27 protein-coding genes are annotated in these 24,583 nt (G+C 37.6%); 19 read left to right on the top strand and 8 right to left on the bottom strand.

Features of this window, described 5'->3' with window-relative positions; all coding sequences use genetic code 11:
* The first annotated feature begins 131 nt into the window (after window positions 1-131).
* From ACHUE4_RS10580 to ACHUE4_RS10550, 7 genes are all read left to right on the top strand, one after another.
* Window positions 132-524, top strand: coding sequence for a pilus assembly protein (locus ACHUE4_RS10580; protein WP_394189767.1), 393 nt, complete (start codon window positions 132-134; stop codon window positions 522-524).
* Window positions 521-1,165, top strand: a complete 645-nt coding sequence (locus ACHUE4_RS10575) for a hypothetical protein (protein WP_394189765.1) — start codon at window positions 521-523, stop codon at window positions 1,163-1,165. The genes ACHUE4_RS10580 and ACHUE4_RS10575 overlap by 4 nt, the downstream gene beginning before the upstream one ends.
* A 166-nt stretch (window positions 1,166-1,331) precedes the next feature.
* Window positions 1,332-1,655, top strand: coding sequence for a YbjQ family protein (locus ACHUE4_RS10570; protein ID WP_394189763.1), 324 nt, complete (start codon window positions 1,332-1,334; stop codon window positions 1,653-1,655).
* On the top strand, window positions 1,655-1,882 hold the full coding sequence (locus ACHUE4_RS10565; RefSeq protein WP_394189761.1) for a hypothetical protein: 228 nt from the start codon (window positions 1,655-1,657) through the stop codon (window positions 1,880-1,882). Before ACHUE4_RS10570 ends, ACHUE4_RS10565 begins: the two co-directional genes overlap by 1 nt.
* A 201-nt stretch (window positions 1,883-2,083) precedes the next feature.
* Window positions 2,084-3,130, top strand: a complete 1,047-nt coding sequence (locus ACHUE4_RS10560; protein WP_394189803.1) for a DUF2075 domain-containing protein — start codon at window positions 2,084-2,086, stop codon at window positions 3,128-3,130.
* 237 nt (window positions 3,131-3,367) lie between these two features.
* Window positions 3,368-4,339, top strand: coding sequence for a DMT family transporter (locus ACHUE4_RS10555; protein ID WP_394189759.1), 972 nt, complete (start codon window positions 3,368-3,370; stop codon window positions 4,337-4,339).
* 1 nt (window position 4,340) lies between these two features.
* Window positions 4,341-4,856 (top strand): YcxB family protein, encoded by a 516-nt coding sequence (locus ACHUE4_RS10550; RefSeq protein WP_394189757.1) that lies wholly within the window; start codon window positions 4,341-4,343, stop codon window positions 4,854-4,856.
* Between the two features lie 398 nt (window positions 4,857-5,254).
* Here ACHUE4_RS10550 and ACHUE4_RS10545 read toward each other — a convergent pair whose 3' ends face one another.
* On the bottom strand, window positions 5,255-6,754 hold the full coding sequence (locus ACHUE4_RS10545) for a glycine betaine uptake BCCT transporter (protein WP_394189756.1): 1,500 nt from the start codon (window positions 6,752-6,754) through the stop codon (window positions 5,255-5,257).
* 193 nt (window positions 6,755-6,947) lie between these two features.
* A complete protein-coding gene (locus ACHUE4_RS10540) occupies window positions 6,948-7,178 on the bottom strand; it encodes a helix-turn-helix domain-containing protein (RefSeq protein ID WP_394189754.1) in 231 nt (76 codons plus the stop codon).
* 103 nt (window positions 7,179-7,281) lie between these two features.
* On the opposite strand from ACHUE4_RS10540, the gene ACHUE4_RS10535 reads away from it, so the two are divergent.
* From ACHUE4_RS10535 to ACHUE4_RS10515, 5 genes are all read left to right on the top strand, one after another.
* The gene (locus tag ACHUE4_RS10535; RefSeq protein ID WP_394189752.1) at window positions 7,282-8,160 is read left to right on the top strand and encodes a DMT family transporter; all 879 of its coding nucleotides are present in this window, start codon (window positions 7,282-7,284) and stop codon (window positions 8,158-8,160) included.
* A 181-nt stretch (window positions 8,161-8,341) separates the two neighbouring features.
* On the top strand, window positions 8,342-9,034 hold the full coding sequence (locus tag ACHUE4_RS10530; protein ID WP_394189750.1) for a response regulator transcription factor: 693 nt from the start codon (window positions 8,342-8,344) through the stop codon (window positions 9,032-9,034).
* Entirely contained in the window at window positions 9,012-9,188 is a 177-nt protein-coding gene (locus ACHUE4_RS10525) for a hypothetical protein (protein WP_394189748.1), read from the top strand. The genes ACHUE4_RS10530 and ACHUE4_RS10525 overlap by 23 nt, the downstream gene beginning before the upstream one ends.
* 3 nt (window positions 9,189-9,191) lie before the next feature.
* Window positions 9,192-11,375: a histidine kinase dimerization/phospho-acceptor domain-containing protein gene (locus ACHUE4_RS10520; RefSeq protein WP_394189746.1), complete on the top strand. Its 2,184-nt coding sequence runs from the start codon at window positions 9,192-9,194 to the stop codon at window positions 11,373-11,375.
* Between the two features lie 161 nt (window positions 11,376-11,536).
* Complete coding sequence (locus ACHUE4_RS10515; RefSeq protein WP_394189744.1) at window positions 11,537-11,887, top strand: DUF3889 domain-containing protein; 351 nt, start codon at window positions 11,537-11,539, stop codon at window positions 11,885-11,887.
* A gap of 19 nt (window positions 11,888-11,906) precedes the next feature.
* Here the strand turns inward: ACHUE4_RS10515 and ACHUE4_RS10510 are convergent, their stop codons facing one another.
* Window positions 11,907-12,557: a CPBP family intramembrane glutamic endopeptidase gene (locus ACHUE4_RS10510; RefSeq protein WP_394189742.1), complete on the bottom strand. Its 651-nt coding sequence runs from the start codon at window positions 12,555-12,557 to the stop codon at window positions 11,907-11,909.
* 93 nt (window positions 12,558-12,650) lie between these two features.
* On the opposite strand from ACHUE4_RS10510, the gene ACHUE4_RS10505 reads away from it, so the two are divergent.
* From ACHUE4_RS10505 to ACHUE4_RS10490, 4 genes are all read left to right on the top strand, one after another.
* Window positions 12,651-13,673: a potassium channel family protein gene (locus ACHUE4_RS10505; protein WP_394189740.1), complete on the top strand. Its 1,023-nt coding sequence runs from the start codon at window positions 12,651-12,653 to the stop codon at window positions 13,671-13,673.
* Window positions 13,674-13,725: 52 nt separating this feature from the next.
* Window positions 13,726-15,498, top strand: a complete 1,773-nt coding sequence (locus ACHUE4_RS10500) for a mechanosensitive ion channel (RefSeq protein ID WP_394189738.1) — start codon at window positions 13,726-13,728, stop codon at window positions 15,496-15,498.
* Window positions 15,499-15,742: 244 nt separating this feature from the next.
* A complete protein-coding gene (locus ACHUE4_RS10495; protein ID WP_394189736.1) occupies window positions 15,743-16,195 on the top strand; it encodes a plastocyanin/azurin family copper-binding protein in 453 nt (150 codons plus the stop codon).
* Between the two features lie 110 nt (window positions 16,196-16,305).
* Window positions 16,306-16,770 carry a DinB family protein gene (locus ACHUE4_RS10490; protein WP_394189734.1) on the top strand — a complete coding sequence of 155 codons (465 nt, stop codon included), beginning with the start codon at window positions 16,306-16,308 and terminating at the stop codon, window positions 16,768-16,770.
* Between the two features lie 569 nt (window positions 16,771-17,339).
* On the opposite strand, the gene ACHUE4_RS10485 is transcribed toward ACHUE4_RS10490, so the two are convergent.
* From ACHUE4_RS10485 to ACHUE4_RS10465, 5 genes are all read right to left on the bottom strand, one after another.
* Window positions 17,340-17,978 carry a response regulator gene (locus tag ACHUE4_RS10485; RefSeq protein ID WP_394189732.1) on the bottom strand — a complete coding sequence of 213 codons (639 nt, stop codon included), beginning with the start codon at window positions 17,976-17,978 and terminating at the stop codon, window positions 17,340-17,342.
* The gene (locus ACHUE4_RS10480; protein ID WP_394189730.1) at window positions 17,975-19,009 is read right to left on the bottom strand and encodes a sensor histidine kinase; all 1,035 of its coding nucleotides are present in this window, start codon (window positions 19,007-19,009) and stop codon (window positions 17,975-17,977) included. Before ACHUE4_RS10480 ends, ACHUE4_RS10485 begins: the two co-directional genes overlap by 4 nt.
* A complete protein-coding gene (gene liaF, locus ACHUE4_RS10475; protein WP_394189728.1) occupies window positions 19,006-19,710 on the bottom strand; it encodes a cell wall-active antibiotics response protein LiaF in 705 nt (234 codons plus the stop codon). Before liaF ends, ACHUE4_RS10480 begins: the two co-directional genes overlap by 4 nt.
* Before the next feature lie 76 nt (window positions 19,711-19,786).
* Window positions 19,787-20,446: a PspA/IM30 family protein gene (locus ACHUE4_RS10470; RefSeq protein ID WP_394189726.1), complete on the bottom strand. Its 660-nt coding sequence runs from the start codon at window positions 20,444-20,446 to the stop codon at window positions 19,787-19,789.
* 12 nt (window positions 20,447-20,458) lie between these two features.
* Window positions 20,459-20,809 carry a lmo0954 family membrane protein gene (locus ACHUE4_RS10465; RefSeq protein ID WP_394189725.1) on the bottom strand — a complete coding sequence of 117 codons (351 nt, stop codon included), beginning with the start codon at window positions 20,807-20,809 and terminating at the stop codon, window positions 20,459-20,461.
* Between the two features lie 195 nt (window positions 20,810-21,004).
* Here ACHUE4_RS10465 and ACHUE4_RS10460 point away from each other — a divergent pair, with 195 nt between their 5' ends.
* The 3 genes from ACHUE4_RS10460 to ACHUE4_RS10450 are packed head-to-tail and all read left to right on the top strand — an operon-like array spanning window position 21,005 to window position 24,102.
* Window positions 21,005-22,174, top strand: a complete 1,170-nt coding sequence (locus ACHUE4_RS10460; protein ID WP_394189723.1) for a thiolase family protein — start codon at window positions 21,005-21,007, stop codon at window positions 22,172-22,174.
* Complete coding sequence (locus ACHUE4_RS10455) at window positions 22,171-22,941, top strand: 3-hydroxyacyl-CoA dehydrogenase (protein ID WP_394189721.1); 771 nt, start codon at window positions 22,171-22,173, stop codon at window positions 22,939-22,941. The genes ACHUE4_RS10460 and ACHUE4_RS10455 overlap by 4 nt, the downstream gene beginning before the upstream one ends.
* A gap of 12 nt (window positions 22,942-22,953) precedes the next feature.
* Complete coding sequence (locus ACHUE4_RS10450) at window positions 22,954-24,102, top strand: acyl-CoA dehydrogenase family protein (protein WP_394189719.1); 1,149 nt, start codon at window positions 22,954-22,956, stop codon at window positions 24,100-24,102.
* Window positions 24,103-24,583: the final 481 nt, after the last annotated feature.

Raw genomic sequence — 24,583 nt, 5'->3', positions numbered from 1 at the left:
AGGTTTCGAATAAGAAATTGCTAATTCATCACGCCGAATCTCTGAGGAATTAGATAGGCTAATTAAGTTGATTAAAAGGTATTAAATAATTGAAATAAATTAACTTGTAATCATAGATTTGAGGTGATTGGATGAAGCAATTAAAAGTATTAAGAAATGAAAAAGGTGCTTTAAGTATTGAATTCCTTGGTATTTTACCGTTTTATTTTATGCTCTTCATACTGTTGTGGCAGGTTGTTGCCTCTGGTTATGCTATATTAAGTTTGAAATCTGCAGCAAACGACGGCGCTTCTGTATATGCTATGACTGATGATGTTAGTGAAGCAGAATCAGCGGTTTTACAATCCATTGATGGTAGTGCACTCTTAGCGAATCCAAGCATTTCTATTACTTCACAGGCGAATGGTAATTTTACGATTTCCATTAACGCTGATCATCCTCTCGTTTTTGTGCCTGCTGAATGGAAAGAACAAACAGCTGTTTCCCTCAATTCAAAAGCCGCAGGGAAGGTGTTCGTTCCATGAATTACATACAAAATGAACGTGGTAATTCCGCATTTTATATACTATGGATATTTGGCTTATCAGCTGTTATTTTTGTTATTGTGGTTAACATTGCAAAAGTCTATGTGGTCAAACAACAGGCAGATACAGCAACTCAGCAAGCAGCTTTTGCAGGTACCGTTGTTTTGTTGGAAGCAACGGCAAAGGGTATTGGAAATTTTGACGATGACCCTGTGAAATCTCTAGATCAAAAACTTTCTGATTTAAAAACGATTGAAGAACAAGTGAAAGATAAAGCTGATGGATTAATCGATGAAGGAGAGGACGTCCAACTAGCATATATTCAAGCCTACAATATTGTATTACCTGAAAAAATGGAGAAGTATCCTTTATTCAAAAAGGAAATGGAAGACACATTCAAAGACGCAGAACTGAGTGGTGAATTGTTAAGTGCAGTTCAAACGATAATCACTGAAAATGATGCAAATGCTGAGAATGTTGAAGTTGTGTTATCGGAGACTAAATGGAGAGTAGAAGTGAAAGCGGACGCTACGTATTCAACATTAACTGATGGTACGTACTTGAAATCATTTACTTCAGATATACAACAAAAAGGTGCAGGACCCCCATTAAAATATTTAGAAAATATATCATTTAATTAGCCATGCTTCAGTTGAATCGAAGACATGGTCTTTGTTTTTTCTAAAAGATGTCAAGGAGGTTCTCTTATTTTATTTGTAAAATATCCTTTGAAAAAATTTACCAATAAAATTAACTATCTATTATAATCAAAGAAAGTTCATATGCTAAACCAAGGGGGAATTTATAATGATTATCGTCACTACAGAGAGAATTGAGAATTACGAAGTGAAAGAAGTGTTAGGTCCAGTATTCGGTCTAACGGTTCGGGCACGAGGACTAGGGAAAGATATTATTGCATCCTTCAAAGGTTTGATGGGGGGGGAAATTAGTCAATACACAGAAATGCTAGAGGATGCACGAAAACAAGCGATGGATCGTATGGTGAAAAACGCCAATTTAATGGGTGCGAATGCAATTGTGATGATGCGATTTGACTCGGGGGAAATTGGTCAAAACATGAGTGAGATTGTTGCATATGGCACCGCGGTTAGAGTGGAGAAGAAAATATAATGGAATGGATCATTGGATTTTACGGAATTCAATTAGTCGTCCTACTAATTCTTATCGCAGGATCATGGCTCATTTGGGATCGAAGATTTAAAAATAAACACGGAAATTTCGTCCCAAAAGGATTTGAAAGAACCTCAGAAGTGTCATTTGATCCAACAACCAACAAGCGCTTTGTAGTCTATTTCAACCCAGAATCGGGAGAGCGCTTCTATAAAGAAGAAAACTGATGCTCGTAGAAGTGTACTCGTTCATTTATTTGTATCCCGTAACATGTCTTGCCAAATATCTCATAAAAATTAGAAAAATAATCGTTGTAAATATGACGAAAAACTGTAAAAACAAAAAATTCATCTTAGGAAAAATTATGAATTATATGTACTAGAGTAAGTAATACTATTTAATCGAAGGAGAAGCTGGTGTTGGCAAAAGTGTTGTACTCAGTTCAATCTTTAATACAATTCAAGAGAGATCAGGAGAAGCTTCTTCTGCATTATATAAAAAAAAATTACTTGGTTGTAAATCACGAAGAGATGTATAAAACGTATAAAGATATTGCTAAGCACGTTAAGCATTTGAAAGCAAAAAATTTTGCTAAACCTACACCATTAATTATTAAACTGCAGGCAGACAGTAAAAACGTGGACATAATATTTGTGGATGAAGCGCATTTACTTTTAACGAAATCAGATACATATAACAATTTCCATGAAAATAATCACTTAGAAGAATTACTTAAACTAGCAAAAGTAGTCGTAATCATCTTTGACCAAGATCAAGTTTTGAAATTGAAAAGCTTGTGGAATATGCAATCACTTGAAATGTTGAAAAAGAAAAGTTCTTATGTGGAAGAATATCAATTAACAAATCAGTTTCGTATGCAAGCAAATGATGATGTTACTGAGTGGATTAATGCCTTTAAACGCAAAAAACTGATGAAATTTCCTATTGATGCAAAGTATGAAGTGAAAGTTTTTGAAACGCTTAAAGAAATGTCAGAGGCAATAAAACATCAAAATGAACTATTTGGGTTGAGTAGAGTTGTTTCGACATTTGATTTTTTGCATAAAAAAGATGGGGATACTTACTATGTAAAAGAATCCAATGGAGATTATCAACTGCCTTGGAATACTACTAGTCCTAAATTCACATGGGCAGAAAATCCAAATACAGTCCATGAAGCGGGTTCTATTTATACGATTCAGGGATTTGATTTGAATTTTGTTGGGGTCGTTTTAGGGCTATCAGTAAAATATAACGAGTTTAAAGATGAAATTGTCATTGATACTGATTTATATATGGATAAAGGTGCATATACAGGTATGGATGGTATTGAAAATGTTGCCGAGGCAAAAGAAAAGATTGTACTAAATTCTCTCAATATTTTAATGAAGCGAGGAATAAAAGGTTTATATATATATGCGTACGATGAGAAGCTTCGAAGTAAGCTATTGGCATATCAAAGTATGAATCTATAGAGTTAGATTTAAAAATGAAACCTTCAGAACAAAATAAACAAATTTAAGAGCCAGTATTAGAAACGTTATTAATAATCTTAAGCTATATCCACCTCTTTAAATGTGTAAGTTCCTGAATTAAATGATTATTAAAGAGGCATAACGGAATCGGTGGTTCACATAAAAGTTGAATGCATCTATCCTTTTATCATTCGCTTTCGTTATAATTGATTTATTATATTGTTGGAGGATTTTGGTATGCGTCCCATTGTACTAGGTGTATTTGCATCGCTCTTTTTCGCTGTTACATTTGTGTTAAATGCGGCGATGGAGAGTGCAGGCGGTAATTGGTTGTGGAGTGCTTCACTTCGTTATTTTTTTATGGTGCCATTATTGCTTATTTTAGTTGGGTTACGAAAGAATTTACGCGCTCTTTTTATTGAAATGAAACGTAACCCTATGCAGTGGTTCGTTTGGAGTTTTGTTGGTTTCGGACTATTTTACGCACCGATTACATTTGCCGCTGCGTTCGCTCCTGGATGGTTAATCGCTGGAACATGGCAAGTTACGATTGTGTCAGGTGCGCTGCTCGCTCCCTTATTTTTTACTGTGATTGAAACGAAGAGTGGATTTCTTAAAGTTCGTCATCGAATTGTATGGAGAGGAATAGGGTTTTCTGCGATTATGTTAGCTGGTATTTTGCTGATGCAAATAGAGCATGCAGAATCGATTTCAATCAAACAGCTATTGTTTGGACTACTACCTGTACTTATTGCCTCTTTTGCGTATCCGCTTGGCAATCGAAGGATGATGCAAATGTGTGAGGGCAGAATCGATGCATATCAACGTGTGCTAGGGATGACAATCGCGAGTTTACCTTTATGGATATTGCTCGCGGTTGTGGGGGCAACTACTGTGGGAACACCATCGGTATCTCAAGTAACGCAGTCCTTTTTAGTGGCTATTTTCTCAGGGGTTATCGCGACGGTCCTCTTTTTCATGGCAACCGATCTTGTTCGCGGGGATATGACGAAGCTTGGGGCAGTTGAAGCAACTCAATCGTTAGAGGTTCTATTTGCGCTAGCAGGTGAGATTTGGTTGTTATCAATTGTGTTCCCATCTCCACTTGCATGGATTGGAATGCTACTCGTAGTTGTGGGAATGATTATTCACAGTAATTACAGTCAGAAGTCTATGAACAAAGTACCTACAAAGCTTGAGGAGACATAACTTGAAATTTACCTATCAAATATCTGAAGAATCATATGTTCAATTTAATATGCATCACATTGAAAACTCGAAAACTGTACATAAATCGTTAAATTTGCAACGATTTGGAATTCCCTTTTTGTATATGATCGTTGCGTTCATTCTTTCCTATGTATCGGAATTGTCCCTTGTCTATTTACTTACTGTATTTTCAATTCTTGGAGTGATTTGGATTATATTCTATCCACGGTATTTTTATAGTTCCGTTAAAAAACGTACTATGAAGTTCATACGAGAAGGTAACAATGAAGGCATTATTGGGAAACATGAAATGACATTAACAGAAGAAGGAATTTTAGATGTAGCGGAGAATCGACAGACGTCATGTTCATGGGAAGGAATTCAACGAGTAACGGAGGACGATTATAATCTCTATATCTACAATACATCAATGAGTGCTTACATCTTACCGAAGCGAGAACTTTCCCAATGTAATGAAATAAAAGATTTTGTACAAAAAAGATTTAAGAAAATATAGAGGACAAAATTACCTTTCATTCTTGACAACAATTATCAGTCTCGTATGTTCCTCATGTCTCCCGCTTAATTCGTTAGCAGACAATTCAGAAAAACATAAAACTATTCAACAATTTATTCACATGATTTTTTAAGTGTGAAGCGGAAGGTGGCGACTCCGGCGGAATTAGCGAGTCCAGGTGAGACCCCGCAGTGAGGTTCGCGAATGAGGAGGCTCACGGACCGCCCGCGGAAAGCGTCCACCTGAAGCGGAACAAGTATAAGTGAGTATTAAATGAACAAAGAATCCCTAAATACTCAAAACAATATCAAATATAGAATTGATTTACGTATCATTCGAAAATTGAACCCAAAGAAAAAGCCAAGCTCTTATGAAACAAGAGCTTGGCTTCTTTGGTTTTATGATTTAGTAATTTTCATTTTCTTCGCTTCATCTGCTAGTGATTTATAAAGAGAAATCATCATTAAGAGCATGATAAAGGAGAACGGGAATGCGGCGACAATTAGCATGTTTTGAAGGGCTGTTAAACCATTTGCTGATAATAAAATAACAGCGATTGATGATTGAGCTAGACCCCAAATAACTTTAACTACATTTGAAGGATTCAATGATCCGTTTGTCGTCTGCATACCAAGTACAAAGGTTGCTGAATCGGCAGATGTAATGAAGAACGTGCTGATTAAGATGACAGCAATTATAGATAGAACCATCGACATTGGCAATTCATTAAATACAGCGAATAATGTTTCTTCCGTAGCTAATTCCATGCCTACTAAATCTTTTACTTTGTCTTGAATATTAATGGCAGTTGTTCCAAATGCAGCAAACCAAAAGAAGCTAACAATGGATGGAAGCAACAATACACCTGTTAAGAACTCACGAATCGTGCGTCCTTTTGAAACGCGGGCAATGAAGATACCAACGAATGGTGACCAAGAAATCCACCAAGCCCAGTAAAAAATAGTCCACCCATTAATCCATTCACGGTTTCCAACATCAAGTGGTGAAGCTCGGAAACTCATGCGAACAATATTTTGAATGTAGCTACCTAACGTATCCGTAAACATATTGAATATTAATAATGTTGGTCCTAAAATAACAACTAGAATTAGTAGAACAACCGCTAAAATCATATTTACATTGGATAAGTATTTAATTCCTTTACTTAAACCTGACCATGCTGAGATTAAGAATAAAACAGTTACTACTGCAATGATAATGACTTGAACTCCAAAAGTATTTGGAATTCCAAAAATGTAAGATAAGCCACCGTTAATTTGAACAGCACCGAAGCCAAGTGTAGTTGCGACACCGACTACAGTTGCAAAAACAGCGAAAACATCTACTAAAACGCCCCAAGGACCGTTCATTTTGTCTCCGAAAATCGGCTTCAATGTTGTGGAAATTAACCCAGGTTCTCCTTTACGGAACTGGAAGTATGCAAGCGCTAAAGCGACAATCGCATAAATGGCCCATGCATGTAATCCCCAATGGAAAAACGTATAACGCATGGATTCACGAAAAGCAGTACGAGTACCAGGGTCAGCTGTCGCTGGATCTATGGCATAATGTGATAACGGTTCCGCCGCTCCCCAGAAAACAAGACCTATTCCCATACCTGCTGAAAACAGCATGGAGAACCAAGAAATTCTTGAATACTCAGGTCGATCCGTATCTTTTCCTAAGCGGATTTTTCCAAAAGGACTGAAAATGATTACCATCGTAAAAAGTACCATAATTGAAACTAAAGCTAAATAGTACCAACCAAATGATGATGTAATAAATGATTGCATATTTCCCGTAATGGTTTCAAAACTTGTAGGTGCTAAAGCTCCGTAACCTACAGCTAGCACGACAAGTGCTAATGTAATCCAAAAAACATTTGTAATTTTCTTCATGTTTCCCCCTCGATTTTCTCTTTTATTTTGTGACACAATTGTTCACCTTACGCAACTTGGCTCTTAATGTCAAACAGTCCGTTTACTAAAGTATGCGTAATGTTTCATTTTCCTAGTCATTTCACACCAGAAAAAGTGACTAGTTATTAATACCTGTTTTAAGGTTAGTTTAAACCTGTTTTCATCATAAAAATTAATCTTCATCTTTCACATCAATATCTTCAGGTATTGGCGTGTTTCTCCATTCATCAATCTGTCTTTTCATTTCTTCAACTTGATCTAAATGTCTCTCGAATTGTGCTTGGTTAATCAAAAATTGGTCGCCGTCATGAACCGCTTTAATGCGTCCTTCCAAAACATAATCTCGTACTTGATGGACTGGCATAGATAAATAAACAGCAGTTTCTTCTATTGTTAAATACATAAACGTATCACTCCTCTTACATGTAGTATAGATGACGAAAATGTGTATCTCAATAAGTACAATATATGGTAAAGTACAGTCAATAACATCTTGAGGTGACGACATGAAAACGATCATTCCGTATTTGCTTGTCCTATTCGCAGCGATTCTTTGGGGAACAACAGGGACATCTCAAACTTTTCTCCCACAAACTGCACAGCCTCTAACCATTGGGGCTTCTCGTTTAGCGATTGGAGGATTCTCATTACTTATTATTATGCTCGTCATGAAGAAAATCAGTTTTGGCACCTGGCCATGGAAGCTAACGATTATCGCAGCGATTTGTATGGCTTTATTCCAACCACTATTTTTCACTTCAGTGCGAGTAACTGGAATTGCCATCGGAACAGTTGTTGCGATTGGAAGTGCTCCAATATTTTCAGGATTAATCGAATGGCTTTTCTTGAAAATGAAACCTTCACGAGATTGGATGATGGCCACTGCGCTTTCAGTAATCGGATGTGCTTTATTGTTTTTGAATAAAGATGCGCTTACTGTCAATCCAGTGGGTGTAACATTATCTTTATTCGCAGGATTCGTCTTTGCGATTTACACGATTGTTAGTAAATTTTTATTAGCCAAAGTAGAAGCCATTCCTGCGGTAGCGATGACTTTTTCAATTAGTGCATTCATGCTAATGCCGTTTTTATTTATTTTCGACAGTTCATGGGTGGTTGAACCTAAGAATATAGGGACGATTCTATACTTAGGAATTATGACCACAAGTGCTGCGTACATATTGTATTTGTTTGGATTAAAAAAAGTTCCTTCTTCTTCAGCAGTAACGCTAAGCTTAGGAGAGCCCTTAACAGCGGCGGTATTAAGTGTTGTTATTGTAGGAGAAGTCCTAAGCCCGATATCTTGGCTTGGTGTCGTCCTTTTACTTGGTGGAATTATCGTTTTGACATTCAGCGGAAGAAAACGTTTGAAACAATTTGAATAAGACTTGTGCGTCTCTTAACTTAGGGACGCTTTTTTTGTGTTGCCACCACCAGTACCATGCAAGATAAATAAGGTAACTTCATCAAACTTTCTTAAGAATTTCTTCAGAAATACCCTACATATTTGTTAAGAATTGTCGTTTACAATTAGATACATGAGAAGAACAAGAAGAGGTGGAACGGATGACTCAATTTACGGTTTTAGTAACAGATGACGATCAAGATATTCGAGACGGCATTGAAATTTATTTGAAAAACGAAAGTTACCACGTATTAAAAGCTTCTGATGGAGTAGAGGCACTTGCTTTATTGGAAAAACACGAAGTGCATTTAATCATACTAGATATCATGATGCCGAATATGGATGGGATTCAAGCTACGTTTAAAATTCGAGAAGAAAGAAACATCCCAATCATCATGTTGAGTGCAAAAGCGGAGGATTCGGATAAAATTCATGGACTATCGGTTGGAGCAGACGATTACGTCACAAAACCATTTCATCCAATGGAATTGATTGCCCGTGTGAAATCACAGTTAAGACGATACGTGCATCTAGGTACTTTTGTAGACAAAAAAACGACAATCGCTATAAATGGTTTAGCGCTGGATTTAGATTCACGTGAACTAACCTTAGATGGCGAACCTGTTAAATTAACACCCATTGAATTTAAAATAACTGAGTTATTAATAACGAATGCAGGTCGAGTCTTTTCCATTGGTGACATCTACGAACGAGTGTGGAATGAGCCAGCTTATAACGCTGAAAATATCGTTGCGGTACATATACGCAAAATCCGTGAAAAGATCGAAACAGATTCGAAAAATCCAAGGTATTTAAAGGTGGTGTGGGGCGTTGGCTACAAAATCGAAAAGTAAAGCTTCTCATTGGCTATCCATCGTAGCACTAACTATTGGGATGCTTAGTCTAATGTATTGCTATTCCTTTATTCAACAGCTTTTTGAGCAAGGATTTTTCCATTCCAATCGAACGATCGTTCAACTAACAAGGATTTTAAGAGGGGACGTTTAATAAATGAAGAGAATTACATGGATATTTTTTGGCTTAATTAGTTTTACATTGTTTGCTCTTTTAACTTTCCCTGAACATGCAGCGAAGTATATTGCATCAAATTATTATGATACGGAAGATTTTAAATGGAATGTTGATCAAAAAATTGGAGCTTTTGGTCCTGTCCTTTTAAATCCATTGGACGTGCAAGAGGAAATTGAGAATCTTACGGTTGATGCTTCTGAAGTTCAACAATATCGAGATTTCTTTGGAACTCAAGTTGATCAAATCCAAAATGTGCAAGATCAATACCAAACTTTGATTAATGATGCAGAAATGAATAATAATATAGTCTTAAGCATTGAGCTTAAAAAAGAACGAGATTTTAAAATCGAAGAAATCCGAAAAAACTTTGGAGATGAAGAAGCTGTTGAAGAAAAGATACTTGCAGCGAAAAAAGAAGAATTACAAAAGTATGAAAAAAAATTATCCAAAGTTAAGTCAAAATCAGAGGGGATACGCAATTCATTTGCCTATGATTTAGTTAATATTGAAACAAATGAACGATTTACCTTCGGTGATTTAAAAGCGCCAGCAATATATGAGGAATCGTATGGAGGAGAAACTAGAAATTTATATGTGTCACCTGTAAATGCAGATATTTCCTCTTTTGTAAATGATGAACTTGAACCTTTGAATATATATGATATTCATGAATTAATCAAAGTTGAATCTGCTCAATACACTGGAACAGTTGCAATGTTGAAAAATGGTTTTCCAAGCGATTTTAATCATGAAGCAACAATGTTTCAACGAAGCAAATGGATATTTTACACCATTTGGTTTTTAGGATTAGTAACTGGAGGTTTAGCCTTTAGATTGTATAAGACGAGAAAGAATGATGTTTTGGAATTTTCCACTCCATTAATCATAAAGAAATTAAATCTTGAATTTAGATTAGTTGGTGTTTTAGTCACTTTAGTGGGTATTCCTTTGATATTTTTTTCTTTACTTAATTATTTTCCAACGAATTTGCATGCTAGTAATATTTTTGATGGGATCATAATGTTTACTATTTTAATGGTACTGATGACTATTACTATTATACAAACCATGTGGTTGTACAGAGATATAAAAAACGACGGATATAAAAAGTTTTGGGAAAATAGCTTAACTCTTAAACTTTTCCACACAATGAAAAATGCTTTCTTAAAACGATCATTAGGCATTCAAATTGTTCTTCTTTGTTCCGTAGTGTTTTTAGCAGGGATAGGAGTACCAATTATTCTCATGGTGCCGGAGTTAATACTAATTTATATTCCACTATTTATCGTATTTGTCTTACCAGCGCTGTATCTTTTATTTAAACGAGTTGCCGATTACAATAAACTCGCAATCGCTACTGAACAAATGTCGAAAGGCCATTTAATAAATGATGTCCATATTCGTGGGAAATCAGTTTTAGCTGAACATGCGAAACATTTGAACAAACTGCGAGAAGGGGTGCGTGTATCACAATCTGAACAAGCAAAAAGTGAACGTTTGAAAACAGAATTGATCACAAATGTTAGTCATGATTTGAGAACGCCGTTAACGTCGATTATCACGTATACGGATTTATTGAAAAATCCTGATTTACCTTTAGAAGAGCGCTTATCATATGTAGGGATACTAGATCGAAAATCACAAAGATTAAAGACCTTAATCGAAGATTTATTTGAAGTATCAAAAATGGCGAGTGGCAATATGGAATTACTAAAACAGCGAGTAGATTTAACACAATTAATGCAGCAAGCCTTAGCCGAGCATGAAGAAGATATCCAAACAGCTGGTCTCGATTTCCGAATCGCTAAACCGGATCGTGCAATTTTCGCATTAGTTGATGGACAAAAATGGTGGCGCGTATTGGATAATTTAATCGTGAACGCGATTAAGTACACTCTTCCAGGAACTCGCGTGTATGTCACATTAAAAGAATTGGATGGTTGTGCGCATTTTACCATTAAAAACGTCACGAAATATGAGCTTGGAGAAAATGTGGATGAGTTGTTTGAACGCTTTAAACGTGCCGATACGTCTCGTCATACAGAAGGGTCAGGATTAGGATTAGCCATATCGCAATCAATTGTCGATTTACACGGTGGATCCATGAAAATCGAAGTGGATGGGGATTTATTTAAGGTTAAGGTATCAGTACAGACTATGTAATATGATGACAGGGCTGTTTCAAAAATCATTTTAAAAATGATTTTTGGATCAGCCCCTTTTTTATTCAGAAAATAGGAGCTGATTAAATCGAAAAAACTCCTTCGAATTGGCATGATTTCATTCGATTGACTCATCCTTTCTAAAAGGAGATGAATTCAATTATGCGGAAACCGATTATATTACTAGGAATGGCATTATTAGCGCTGTTATTTATTGGTGTTAATTTTGCGCACACCGAGCTTTCAACTTTAGCTCAAGAACAACAACACGAAACGCCTTCTTATGCGAAGTGGGGATTACTCGCTGTAAAAGAAACGAAATTGAAATATCCAAATGCAGACATTATTGACTATCTACATCAAGGAAGAGAAATCAATGGAGATTCAACATTTGAAAATTTTAAGCTTTGGTTAAAAGAAGGTGACAAGGAATTCGGCGTTTTTATAAGAATTGAATTCATTTCTGATACGGAAGAATTAGTTGGCATTGAATTTGAAGAAACGTCTAGATAAGGTCCTATGAGCAATTATTTCAGTTGAAATAAAACATGTAAAAACCGATTAAAAGTACACCAATATCTGCAGAGATATGAACAATCCAACCGGGATATATGGTGCCACTTGTTTTATTCAGCCATTGGAAGAGTAAGCCGCCGATAAACAGGCCGATGACAGCAATCAGGAGAATCGGCCAATCAAACCATGGTAAGAAAATAGCGATGTGGTAAATGGCAAATAAGAAACTTGGCATAAACCACTGCCATTTGGTTAGCTGAAATAAATCAACAAGCCATCCCCTAAAGAAAAACTCCTCTAAAAAAGAATTGCACAACAAGATATATATTGCCACAAAAGGAAAGATGGATGCGGTAACCCCAACTCTAGTTTCAAGATCCACTCTTAATGTTGCTAAATCAATATAATCACTAAACAGATTAAATGCACCCAGTATGGCAACCATTGTGAAGAATCCTAAAATGAATGGAAGGACAAAATGATTTTTCTTCCATTGCTTGAGCTTTAGAATGTTTCCATTCACTCGGTTTATATAAACTATTGGAACCACAACGAATAACATGATTTTCGCGATTGTCTTCCATATGTAAGTAACTTCAATACCTTGTTCAATCCATAATAAAATCAAAATACTAATAAAGGGGTACATTAAGACCCAGTTTTTCATTTAAATCACTCCCAATTACATGGACGAATCTTGTCTAAAAAAGATTCGAAGCGGGTACATAGGAATAGTCAATAATTTAAAGAAGGTGACTGAATGAACGCTTCAAAATGGATGGATTTACGTGTGCGTTTTCGACATATATTATTTGCACTCATTGGATTTGTATTGTTGGTAAGTGTTGCCACAATAGGTTTTATGACGATTGAAGAATTATCTTTTTTTGACGCGTTTTATTTAACGATTATTTCGTTAATGACGGTTGGATATGGAGATATCGTTCCAGAATCAGATGCTGGTAAGCGATTTGCTTTACTGTTAATTCCTTTCGGTGTTGCAGTCGTGACCTATGCAACAGGTGCGGTGGCTTCTTATTTCATTGAACATCAACTTTCAGAAAAGGTGTGGAATAAAAGAATGGAACATACAATAAAAAATTTAGAAAATCATATAATTGTTTGCGGTTTAGGTCGAGTAGGAAAACAAGTTTTTGAACAACTTCAAGAAGAGGACGTACTAGTTGTCTATATTCATGATTCAGAAGAAGACATGGTGGCAGTTCTCCCTGAAGGGACACTCCGTATTATCGGTAGTCCATTAGAGGAAGGTGTTCTTAAAGAAGCAAATGTGGAGAAAGCTCGAGGTTTAATAGCGGCATTACCAAGTGATTCTGATAATGTCTTTATTACAATCAAATCCAAAGCTTTAAATGAAGATTTAGAGGTTGTAGCACGTGTAGAGAACGCAGGTTCAGAAGAAGTCTTATTAAGAGCAGGTGCCAGTCGTGTCGTAAATCCTTCTACAATTGGTGGAAGAGAGTTAGTAAGTTCTGTGTTAAGACCCGAAAGTACGGATTTAGTAAATTTATTGATTCATACGAAAGAAAAAAATCAAGCTTTAGAAGAAGTGAAATTGGAACAAGCGTGTGATTTCGTTGGAAAGACACTGAAAGATGCAGCCATCCGCCAAGATATGCAGGTGACTGTTTTAGGGATTCGCAGAGATGGAGAGCTAATTAGTAATCCAGCCGCAGAAGAAGAATTACAAAAAAATGATGTGCTAATTATTTATGGCGAAAAAGGTGCGAGTGAAGCGTTTAAAAAGAAATGCTTAGGGTAAATAAATACGGATGAAGAAATTAACTATTTTGAAATTAAAAGGAGGACACCACATGTACGATCGTTTGTATTGGCGTGATACGCTCTCGTTTTTACCAGAACTTTTATTAGCATTACTGGTATTATTAATTGGATTTTTTGTTGCAAAGTTCTTGGAGAATTTAACGTATAAAGTATTACGTAAAGCGCGTGTTAATGAGCGTTTAGGGAATAAAAATGAAAAATGGACGGTTGAAAAAATCATTAGTAAAGTCGTCTTCTTTATCGTTTTGATTCTAGCATTTGTACTATTCTTTAATATTTTAAACTTGAATACAATGGCAGCTCCGTTTGTCTCTATGTATTCAGGATTAACAGGCGCATTCTTAAATATTTTGAAAGCTGGATTAATTTTATTATTTGCGTGGGTACTAGCTACCATCGTGAAAAAAGTCATTTTAATGGCTGGCAATAAACTGAATTTAAACAAATACACTGGAAAAGCAGGCGTAGAACCTACGCCAGCTGACCAAGCAAAATGGACTGAAACAGCAGCTAACGTTGCTTATTATTTAATCTTCTTATTGTTTATCCCAGCAATCTTAAATGCATTAGGCATCGATGGATTGAGTGGACCGTTTGAAGGCATGTTAGAAAGCTTCTTTACATTCATTCCGAAACTAGTATCTGCAGCAATTGTCTTCTTTATCGGATTATTGGTTGCTAAATTAGTTCGTAATTTACTTGAGAAATTCTTGCAATCTGCTGGCGCAGATCGCCTAGCAGATCGTCTAAACATCTCGTCTTTCTTTGAAGGGACAAGCATTAGTAAAGTTGTAGGAATCATCGCGTTTATCTTAATTATGATTCCAGTTTCTATCACTGCATTAGAAATTCTTGATTTAGATGGAATTTCAGAACCAGCAGTTGGTATGTTAAATGACATTTTAGCAATGTTACCGAAAATTGCAGTTGCGATTGTTCTCGTATTAGTAGGTATAGTAGTTGCTAAATGGGTGAAAGACATTGTCGTTTCATTGCTTGAAAAATTGGGTGTAAACTCAATCTTTGGAAAAATGGGCTTCAATTCTGGAACTGGTACAGCTCCATCATTTGCAAAATTACTAGGAACTGTCGTTCAAGTTGTAATCATTCTATTATTCGTAGTAGAAGCGCTACAATTACTAGAACTTGAGTTTATGGTAACTTTAGCAACTGGTATCTTTGCTTACTTGCCATCCGTTCTTGCAGCAATTATTATTCTAGCTGTTGGATTCTGGTTAGCTAACTTAGCAGAGCAATTAGTTGGAAGCGTAATGAGCCATTCATCTGGTTCACCACATGTACTACGTTACGTTGCAAAATATGCGATTCTAGCATTTGCATTCTTTATGGCATTAGATCAATTAGGAATTGCAGCTTCAATTATTAACTCAGCCTTCATTTTAATCTTAGGTGGAGTTGCTCTAGCGTTTGGCCTTGCATTTGGTCTTGGTGGACGTGAACATGCATCTCGCTATTTAACGAAAATGGAAAAGAGTTTACAAGATGCAGAAGTTTCGAAAGAAAACTATAAAGCTGAAAAAGAATCAATTAAAGAGTCAATGAAAGAAACGTTTAAAGATGCATCGAAAAAAGAACAAAGTTTATATGGTACTACACCACATGTAGATGAAGTTCAGAATGCAGCACCAATTAATCCAATTGAAGAAGGATTTAATACACCAACTTTAGATGAAGAACATCCATATGACGAAACTCCTCCAAATGAGGGTTCTACTTTTAATAAGGATGCTCATGATAGTTGGAATAACACGAAACCTAAAGACGATCCTTTCCGTCCATAAATTTTCGTGATAATCAGAAACAGCAACTCCTTTTCGCTAAGGGGTTGCTGTTTTTTGTTCATAGAAATTGACAATAAAGCTCTTCAAGTTGAACTGAACGGATGAAGCTTGCGATTTATCCGTGGAAAGCGAAAGAAATAGCCGACCACTTACTTTTTAAAGAAGAATTTAAGTTGCATTATAGTAATCTTTTTCTCCTTTCACTTCGTTAGCTAGAAAATGAATAGGAGAAGGAGGAGTTAAGATGAAATTGTCTTTAGGAATGATAGCAATCGGAGGCATGTTGGTTCTTGGGGCATGTAGTGAGGAAGGACAGTCTGTTGAAAATAACATGATGGGTGAAGAAGTTGTGGGAGAGGAGGTAGTTGAAGAAACAGAAACTCCTGAAGTGGAGACTGCCGAAGAACCTACGACTGAAGCGACTGAAGCAACTGTTGGAGAAGCATCACCCTTATTAAAAAAAGGGGATTCGACTAGTTTTATTTTTAATGAAATAGGAGATTTTTCAATTTATTGTGAGCCTCATCCAGTGATGAAGATGAATGTAGTTGTTGAAGAAGGTGCGGAATTATCAGATGATGTTTCTTTAGAAATCGTGGATTATGAATTTAGTGAAGAAACTATTACAGTAGCTCCTGGAGCCGTTATTACTTGGACAAACCAAGATTCTGCACAACATAATGTTGCATTTGAATAAGTAGTTAATAGCTTTGGGAAATAAAGTTAGGATAAATAATTCATTTTTGATTTCTTTCTTTCATTGATTAAGCTACGCTTAATAAATACTAAATCAATGAGGTGTGGAAAATGGAAATACTAGGTCAAATGAATTTTGCACGTATTTACACACAAGGTAAACTGCAATCAGTGAAAGAAGAACAATGGGATATTCAACCAGAAGGATTTCATAATACAATTCGCTGGAATGTCGGACATATTTTTGTTTCCATGGAAACTTTGGTACAAAGAGCATTACCTGAGTATGAACCAGTTCACGCCGAGTGGATTCCATTATTTGCTCCAGGAACTAAACCAGCTGACTGGACAGTGGAACCGCCAACAAATGAGGAATTGTTAACTGCACTCGCAGAACAACCGGCACGTATTAAAGCTGTGTTAGAAGGGAAATTGAATCGATCTTTACCTGAACCTATGAAAATCGGAAATTTACATGAGATGGCTACAGTTGAAGCACTAATGGATTTTGCAGTCTGGCATGAAGGTATTCACTCGGGTATCATTTCGTCAATGAGCAAAATTAGTGTCTATTAAAAAATGGTCTCAATTCCAAGATACTTGGGGTTGAGACCATTTTGACGAGGAAAACGATAAAGTTGACGAGTAAAATCCAAAAAGTGACGAGTAAATGTAACTACCAGTTGTCTGGCATGAAGGAATTCACTCGGGTATCATCTCGGCAATGAGTAAAATTAGTGTCTATTAAAAAATGGTCTCAACTCCAAGATTACTTGGGATTGAGACCATTTTGACGAGTAAAAAGATAAAGTTGACGAGTAAAATCCAAAAAGTGACGAGTAAACAACGAAAGTTGACGAGTAAAACATCAAAAGTGACGAGTAAATGTAACTACCAGTTGTCTGGCATGAAGGAATTCACTCGGGTATCATCTCGGCAATGAGTAAAATTAGTGTCTATTAAAAAATGGTCTCAACTCCAAGATTGCTTGGGATTGAGACCATTTTGACGAGTAAAAAGATAAAGTTGACGAGTAAAATCCAAAAAGTGACGAGTAAACAATGAAAGTTGACGAGTAAAACGCTAAAAGTGACGAGTAAAATCGACTCGACTCGCGACTCGACTCGACTCCCAAAGCAGTGCAGTTAACTCTTTGGAACCAGCCCTTGTTGAAAAGCATATACAACTGCTTGTGTCCGGTCCTGTACATCCAGCTTTGATAGAATATTGCTGACATGCGTTTTGACTGTCTTAATCGCGATAAATAATTCATCCGCAATTTCTTGATTGCTGCGACCTTTTGCTATAAGTAACAGAATCTCATTTTCACGGTCGGTTAATTCCTCATGTAGAGGTCGATCATTTCCATTTCTCATGCGTTTCATCATTTTGTTCGTGACTTCAGGTTCTAATACAGCTTGGCCATTCATGGTTTCCCTTATTGCGTCGGCAATTTGTTTGGCTTTGGACGTTTTCATGACGTAACTAACAGCACCTGCTTCAAGGGCTGGATATACTTTGTCGTCATCAAGGAAGCTCGTGACGATCATGATTTTAGCTTCTGGCCATTGGTCAATAATCGCTTTCGTCGCTTCAGCCCCATTCATGATCGGCATGACCATATCCATCAAGACGACATCGGGTCTCAAAGATAAGACGACATCAACTGCCTCTTGACCGTTTGTCGCTTCACCGATCACTTCCATATCCGCTTGTGCTTGTAAGTATGCAGACACACCAATCCGCACCATTTCATGGTCATCTACTAATACGATTCGAATCATTTTGCTTCACCTTCTTTTTCAACAGGTACTTTCACTTCTATAATCGTTCCTTGAGATGGAACGGAAACGACTTTGCTGGAACCACCCATTTCAATGGCTCTTTCTTCAATATGTTGAAGACCATATGAACCAGCTTTGCCATCTTCATTCCTGAATCCAACGCCGTTATCTTGCACGCGGAAAATGGCTAAACCGTCTCTTTCAATGAAAAGGATTTCCACTTCCGTAGCATTTGCATGACGCAGCGTATTGGAGAGAGTTTCTTGAGCGATTCGGAATAAATGATCTTCCGCACCTTTTGATAAAGCAATATCTTCTAAACGAAATTGAATGGAGAAATGGACTTTTTGTTGTAGTTCAATTAGTAACTCTTCTAACCCTTGTGCCAAAGATTTGTTATGTAAAGCAGCTGGTCGCAAATGAAGCAACAGTGCTCTCATTTCTAATTGGGCTTGTTGTACCATTTTTTCAGCTTGCATTAATGGCTTAGAAACTATTATTTCATCGTCTTCCTGTTCGGTCATGGCAGAAAGTAACATAGAAGCCGCAAACAACTGTTGCGAGACAGAATCATGCAATTCTCTAGCTAAGCGTTGCCTTTCTTGTATAACGCGTTCTTGAATACGTTTATCTTCACCTTCTGCACGTTCGTCCGTTAGTCTTTGTAGACTGCGTTTTTGCGTAGTTACTAATTGAAACACGTCACTCATTGTTTTATTCAATTTGGCATGCACATTCGGTACATCCACCTTACTGATTTGCTTCTCAGATTCAATGGAATGCCTTAAATATTGCTCAACAATCCGTTCTTTTTTTGAAATCTGTAAAGTCGTTGATGTGGAAATAAAGAAGCTGATTCCGATAACCCCTACCAAAATCCAGACGCCGAACGGTAAATTATCATCTTGCATCTTCCAAAGAAGATCCCACTTTTCAACTGTCGGCCATCCCCAAAGTGAAAACAGTAGGGCAAACACGCCAGCTGCAAGTAGAAATGCAATCGTGAATACGCGACTAATCCATCCGTTCATTTACGAATCACCTCAACATCTCCAAGCCAAGTCGATACGGAAATTAAAAGTTCTGCGGTTGAAGCAGTCTGTGTCTGGTCATATCCATTTTTACAGGTAATGGATTGATTCCATAATCGCTTTTTCTGACCGCCAAATAATCGAGCATCCCCAAGTAAAGTTGAGTAATGAATGCGAACAGGGACTTCGTATGGAACGACAATTCTAATTTTTCCAATCCCATGTCGAACAGAAATTAGGGACACATCTTTTGGTAATACTGTTTGAGTTGCGTCAATTGTAAGGTTCCCGTAGATGCCTTGAACATGAACATCTTTCCATTCATATGCTTGGAAGGGAGTGCTTTGAACAGAGAATAATTTATTTTGAATGATGGCATTCATCGATTCCATCTCATCACCTAGAAAAGGTTCAATAACTTGATGTGTTTCGTCACCTTTCCACAAGCGCACTAAAATATAAACAATTGCTGAAGCAATTAATAATCGCAAACTCCACATGGAAAGAATGGAGATACCTAAACAAAAAATCCCTGCCCAAAACATAAGACGACTTCGTTTTCTAAGGCTGAAGTAAATTAACCCGATCCCAAAAAGAACGAATAATACGCTGCCGTTATGGAAAAACATCGCTTCCACAAAAACAACTAAGAACGCCGCAAGTAACCAAAAAGTTATGCGATCCGTTGAAATTTTTTGCATCCTTATTCCTCCTTTTTCGAATCAGGTAATGATAAAGAAAAGGAGAAGACGAGTGCCTTCTCCATCTAAGCTAAGTTTACACAATTTCTTGTTTGGCGTGTTCATTTTTTTGAACGTCATCCGTCAGTTCTTCTAAACGGCGTTCCATCGTAGAAACTTCATGATCTTTTTCGATTTTATTACCAAGTCGGTTAATGAAATGTTCCATATCGTCGAAAGTGACCAAACGCTTTTCAGCCTGCTTAGCAGATTCAGGTTGTAAAACACGATCCATTTGATAGTGGGCACGTGTGACATTTTCCTTACCCATTAACTGGAGCTGACGAACTTTCATGTCCTTCACTTTGTGTTTCATTTCTTCAAATTTTCGTTCTAAACCAAACAACTCTTCAATCGTACGGGTAATACTCGCTTGTAATGTATTCGCACGGTTTTCATAAGCTTGAACTTCTTGCTCTGCAAATGCGATTAATTCTTGTTGATTTGTTTGACGGGCTAGGTCTGCTTGTTTTGTGCGTTTTTCAAACATAACTTGTGCTTCTTGAAGTTCTTTCTCCAATTGAAGCTTTAATTGAACTTGGCGGTCAATCCATTTACCCGTTTGAGCGGTTTGTTTTTCGGCTTCCCGAATATATTGATTTAACATGGCGATTGGATTTTGTTGTTCTTTTTTATCGAATGTGTTGTGCAAGTCTGCTTCGAATGCGTATTTGAATCGTTTCCATAATGTTGTCATGTCTAGTTCCTCCTATTTAGTAAGTTCATCCCATTGTTTTTCAAAGTTTGTAAATGGGTCAGCTGAGTAAGGTGTGCTTGTTAAAGTCATTGGCTGTTGTTTCCATGCACGAATGACGTACCATAATGCCAAGATCGCTAAAATTCCGAAGAAACCTGGTACGTTTGCTACTGCTGTTAATAAACCAACAATCCCAACTGCAATCCAGAAAAACTTAGATAGCTTTGATTCTCCTTTTAAATAAAAATGCATGCCTGCAAAGACAAGTAATGCTGACAATGCAAGACCTAGTAAGGATCCTAGGCTGGCAAGTGCGACAATCCCCGCGATGGTTCCGAGTACAATTAATCCGAATTTTTTCATGTGTTTGTTTCCCCTTTCAATTTGTACCCTTATCGTACCAACGCAATTGTTTTTACCAAACGGCCTTGGAATGCATTTTCATCTAAGACTTGAGGTGTAGTTACTTCTAAGATAGTGGTGGAAAGTCTTCCAGTTTTTCGGTAGAATGATAGTGAGTGAATATTCATTCAATTTTGAAATTAAAGAGGTGTCCCGATGAGAGAAGTCGTGATTATAGATGGTATTCGAACAGCAGTCGCAAGAAGAAAAGGGAGTCTATCGCATACGAGAGCTGACGATTTAGCCGCAATGGTTTTAGATAAGCTTGTAAATAAAGCTGGTGTCGATAAAAGCCTAGTAGAGGACGTTATATTAGGTTGTGTATCCCAAGTAAGTGAACAAGGTGGAAATATCGCACGAACCGCTGCGCTTATTGCAGGTTTCCCTTCATACGTTCCGGGCGTTACGATTGATCGTCAGTGTGGGTCCAGTCAACAAGCGGTCCACTTTGCAGCTCAAGCAATCGCTTCTGGTGATATGGAGATTGTCATCGCTGGCGGAGTAGAGAGTATGACGCGAGTCCCTATGTTTTCCAATATGGGTGATTACAAGCCAAGTACTAAACTGACAAAGTCTTATGAAATTATTAATCAAGGATTATCAGCTGAACGTATAGCGGAGAAATGGGACTTATCGCGTAAAGAGTTAGATGCTTTTTCTGTGCAAAGTCATGAACGTGCACAAAAAGCCATTCAATCAGGACATTTTGAAAAAGAGATCATTCCAATAGAAGTTGAACAAGAGGATGGATCAATAAAGACGTTCTCTGTTGATGAAGGTCCTCGACCAGGAACGACAATGGAAGTACTTGCAGGACTGAAAACGGTTTTTGACCCTAATGGACGCATCACAGCGGGAAATGCCAGTCAGATGAGTGACGGAGCATCTGCAGTACTTTTAATGTCTCGTGAAAAAGCGGATGAGCTTGGGTTAAAGCCTCGTGCAAGAATTGTTGCACGAACTGTGATCGGTTCGGATCCAACCTTGATGTTAACTGGTCCAATTGCTGCCACTCAAAAAGTATTAGCAAAAGCCAATATGACAATTGAAGACATGGATTCTTATGAGGTAAATGAAGCATTCGCACCCGTACCACTTGCGTGGTTAAAAGAAATCGGTGCTGACCCAGAAAAGCTTAATCCAAATGGTGGAGCCATTGCACTAGGTCACCCACTTGGTGCAACAGGTACGAAGCTACTCGTTTCTTTATTACACGAATTAGATCGCACGAACGGCCGTTACGGATTGCTTTCTATTTGTGAAGGAATGGGCATGGCGAATGCAACAATCATTGAAAGACTATCTGACGCGGAGGTAGATGCATGAACATAAAAGAGATTATATCAATTGTAACTGGCGGTGCATCTGGTTTAGGTGAAGCAACTACACGTCTTCTGGTGGCAGGTGGTGGGAAAGTCGCTATCTTTGATTTAAATGAAGAACGTGGGCTCGCTCTAGTTAAGGAACTAGGGGAAGAAAACGTATTTTATTTACAAACAAATGTCACGAATGCTGAACAAGTCGAAAGAAATGTTGCAGCGGTAGTCCAACGTTTTGGGTCAATAAATTCTTTGGTGAATTGTGCAGGCATTGCGACACCTGGAAAAGTAATTTCTCAAAAAGGACCAATGGATTTAAGTCGCTTTGAGCAAATCATTAAAGTGAACTTGATTGGCACATTTAATGTGTTACGAGTTGCTGCACATGCGATGCAACAAAACCCACCGAATGAAGAGGGTGAACGTGGCGTTATTATAAATACCGCTTCGGTTGCTGCATTTGAAGGACAGATTGGTCAAGCGGCGTATAGTGCATCAAAAGCAGGTATCGTAGGCATGACACTACCAATTGCGCGTGAATTTGCCCGGGATGGAATCCGCGTTATGGCCATCGCGCCAGGACTAGTTGAAACGCCTTTATTTGCTGGATTGCCTGAAGATGCAAAAGAATCTTTAGCTCGAACAGTACCTTTTCCGAATCGACTGGGCAAACCGAGCGAGTATGCCATGTTAGTTGAAAGCATTTTAACGAATCCTTTATTAAACGGAGAAGTAATTCGACTAGACGGTGCCATTCGCATGCAACCGAAATGAGGAGGAAGTTAAATGGGTAAATATCGATTTGAAACCGATGAGCATGTCATGTTCCGTAAATCTCTACGCAAATTTATGGAGAAAGAAGCCATTCCTCATTTCGAACAATGGGAAGAGGATCGTTTAATTCCAAAAACATTTTGGCGCAAATTAGGTGAAATGGGTTACTTATGTCCGCAAGTAGATGAAGCCTATGGTGGATTAGAAGTTGATTTTCGCTATGCCGTCATTATTGGAGAAGAAATGGAACGTGTTGGTGCAAGTCTGACTGGCGTTGGACTGCATAACGATATCGTTGTTCCTTATATTGAAGCGTACGGTTCACAAGAGCAGAAATCACGCTGGCTACCTGGATGTGTAACAGGTGATCATATTACGGCAATTGCGATGACTGAACCTGGAGCGGGATCCGATTTAGCGGCAATCCAAACGACTGCTGTGCGTGATGGAGATACCTATATTGTGAACGGCTCAAAGACGTTTATTACAAATGGCATCAACGCTGATTTGGTTGTTGTGGCAGTGAAGACGGATACTAAAATTGAACCAAGGCACCGCGGCATCAGTTTACTTGTGATCGAAGAAGGAATGCCAGGATTTACGCGAGGACGCAAGTTAAATAAAGTCGGCATGCACGCACAAGATACCGCTGAACTGTATTTTGAGGATTGTCGAGTGCCTGTAGAAAATCTACTTGGCGAAGAGGGTCAAGGTTTTACGTATTTAATGGAGAAACTTCAACAAGAGCGACTAATGGTTGCGATTTCAGCACAAACCGCCTCTGAAGATATGGTAGAGATGACACTTGACTATGTGAAATCACGCAAAGCATTTGGCAAGCCAATTGGTTCATTCCAAAACACACAATTCAAGTTGGTAGAGATGGCGACTGAAGTCGAACTTGGTCATTCCTTCTTGGAGTCCTTAATCGAAGATCATATGGCTGGAAAGGATATCGTATCGAAAGTCTCCATGGCGAAGTATTGGCTAACTGAAACGGCCAAGAAAATTTCTGGTGAATGCCTGCAACTTCATGGCGGGTACGGTTATATGGAAGAATACAAAATCGCAAGAAGATATCGAGATATTCCCGTTGCCTCGATTTATGCAGGAAGCAATGAAATCATGAAAGTCATTGTCGCGAAGAAAATGGGATTATAAAAAGGTAGCTGCTTCTTCACTGAAGCGGCTATTTTTGTGAATGTATCATCTAGTTAACTTGGCGGTGAGACCTGTTTGATTGATAAATGTGCCATTTTGATTGATAAATCGCGAGTTTGATTGATAAATCTCCAGTTTGATTGATAAATCATTAAAACTGATTGATAAATGTTCAAAATTAGATCAACCCCATAAAAATTTGTCTCATTAACCAAGTAAACTCTGTATTTAAACAAACTTCTCTTACCTAAAAGCGAAGCGAAAACAAAACCATCCAATTGGGAGCCATTTCGCTATTCGCTCCATGTCTCTTTTCTGTTGTGGTGATTATTGAGAAAAACGATCGTCTAGTTAACTTGGCGGTGAGACCTGTTTGATTGATAAATGTGTCATTTTGATTGATAAATCGCGAGTTTGATTGATAAATCTCCTGTTTGATTGATAAATCCTCAAAACTGATTGATAAATATTCAAAATTAGA

The sequence above is a fragment of the Paenisporosarcina quisquiliarum genome (assembly GCF_043641925.1).
GTDB lineage: Bacteria > Bacillota > Bacilli > Bacillales_A > Planococcaceae > Paenisporosarcina > Paenisporosarcina quisquiliarum_A.
The sequence above is the reverse complement of the archived record's forward strand: the minus strand, read 5'-3'. Positions and strand labels throughout refer to the sequence as shown.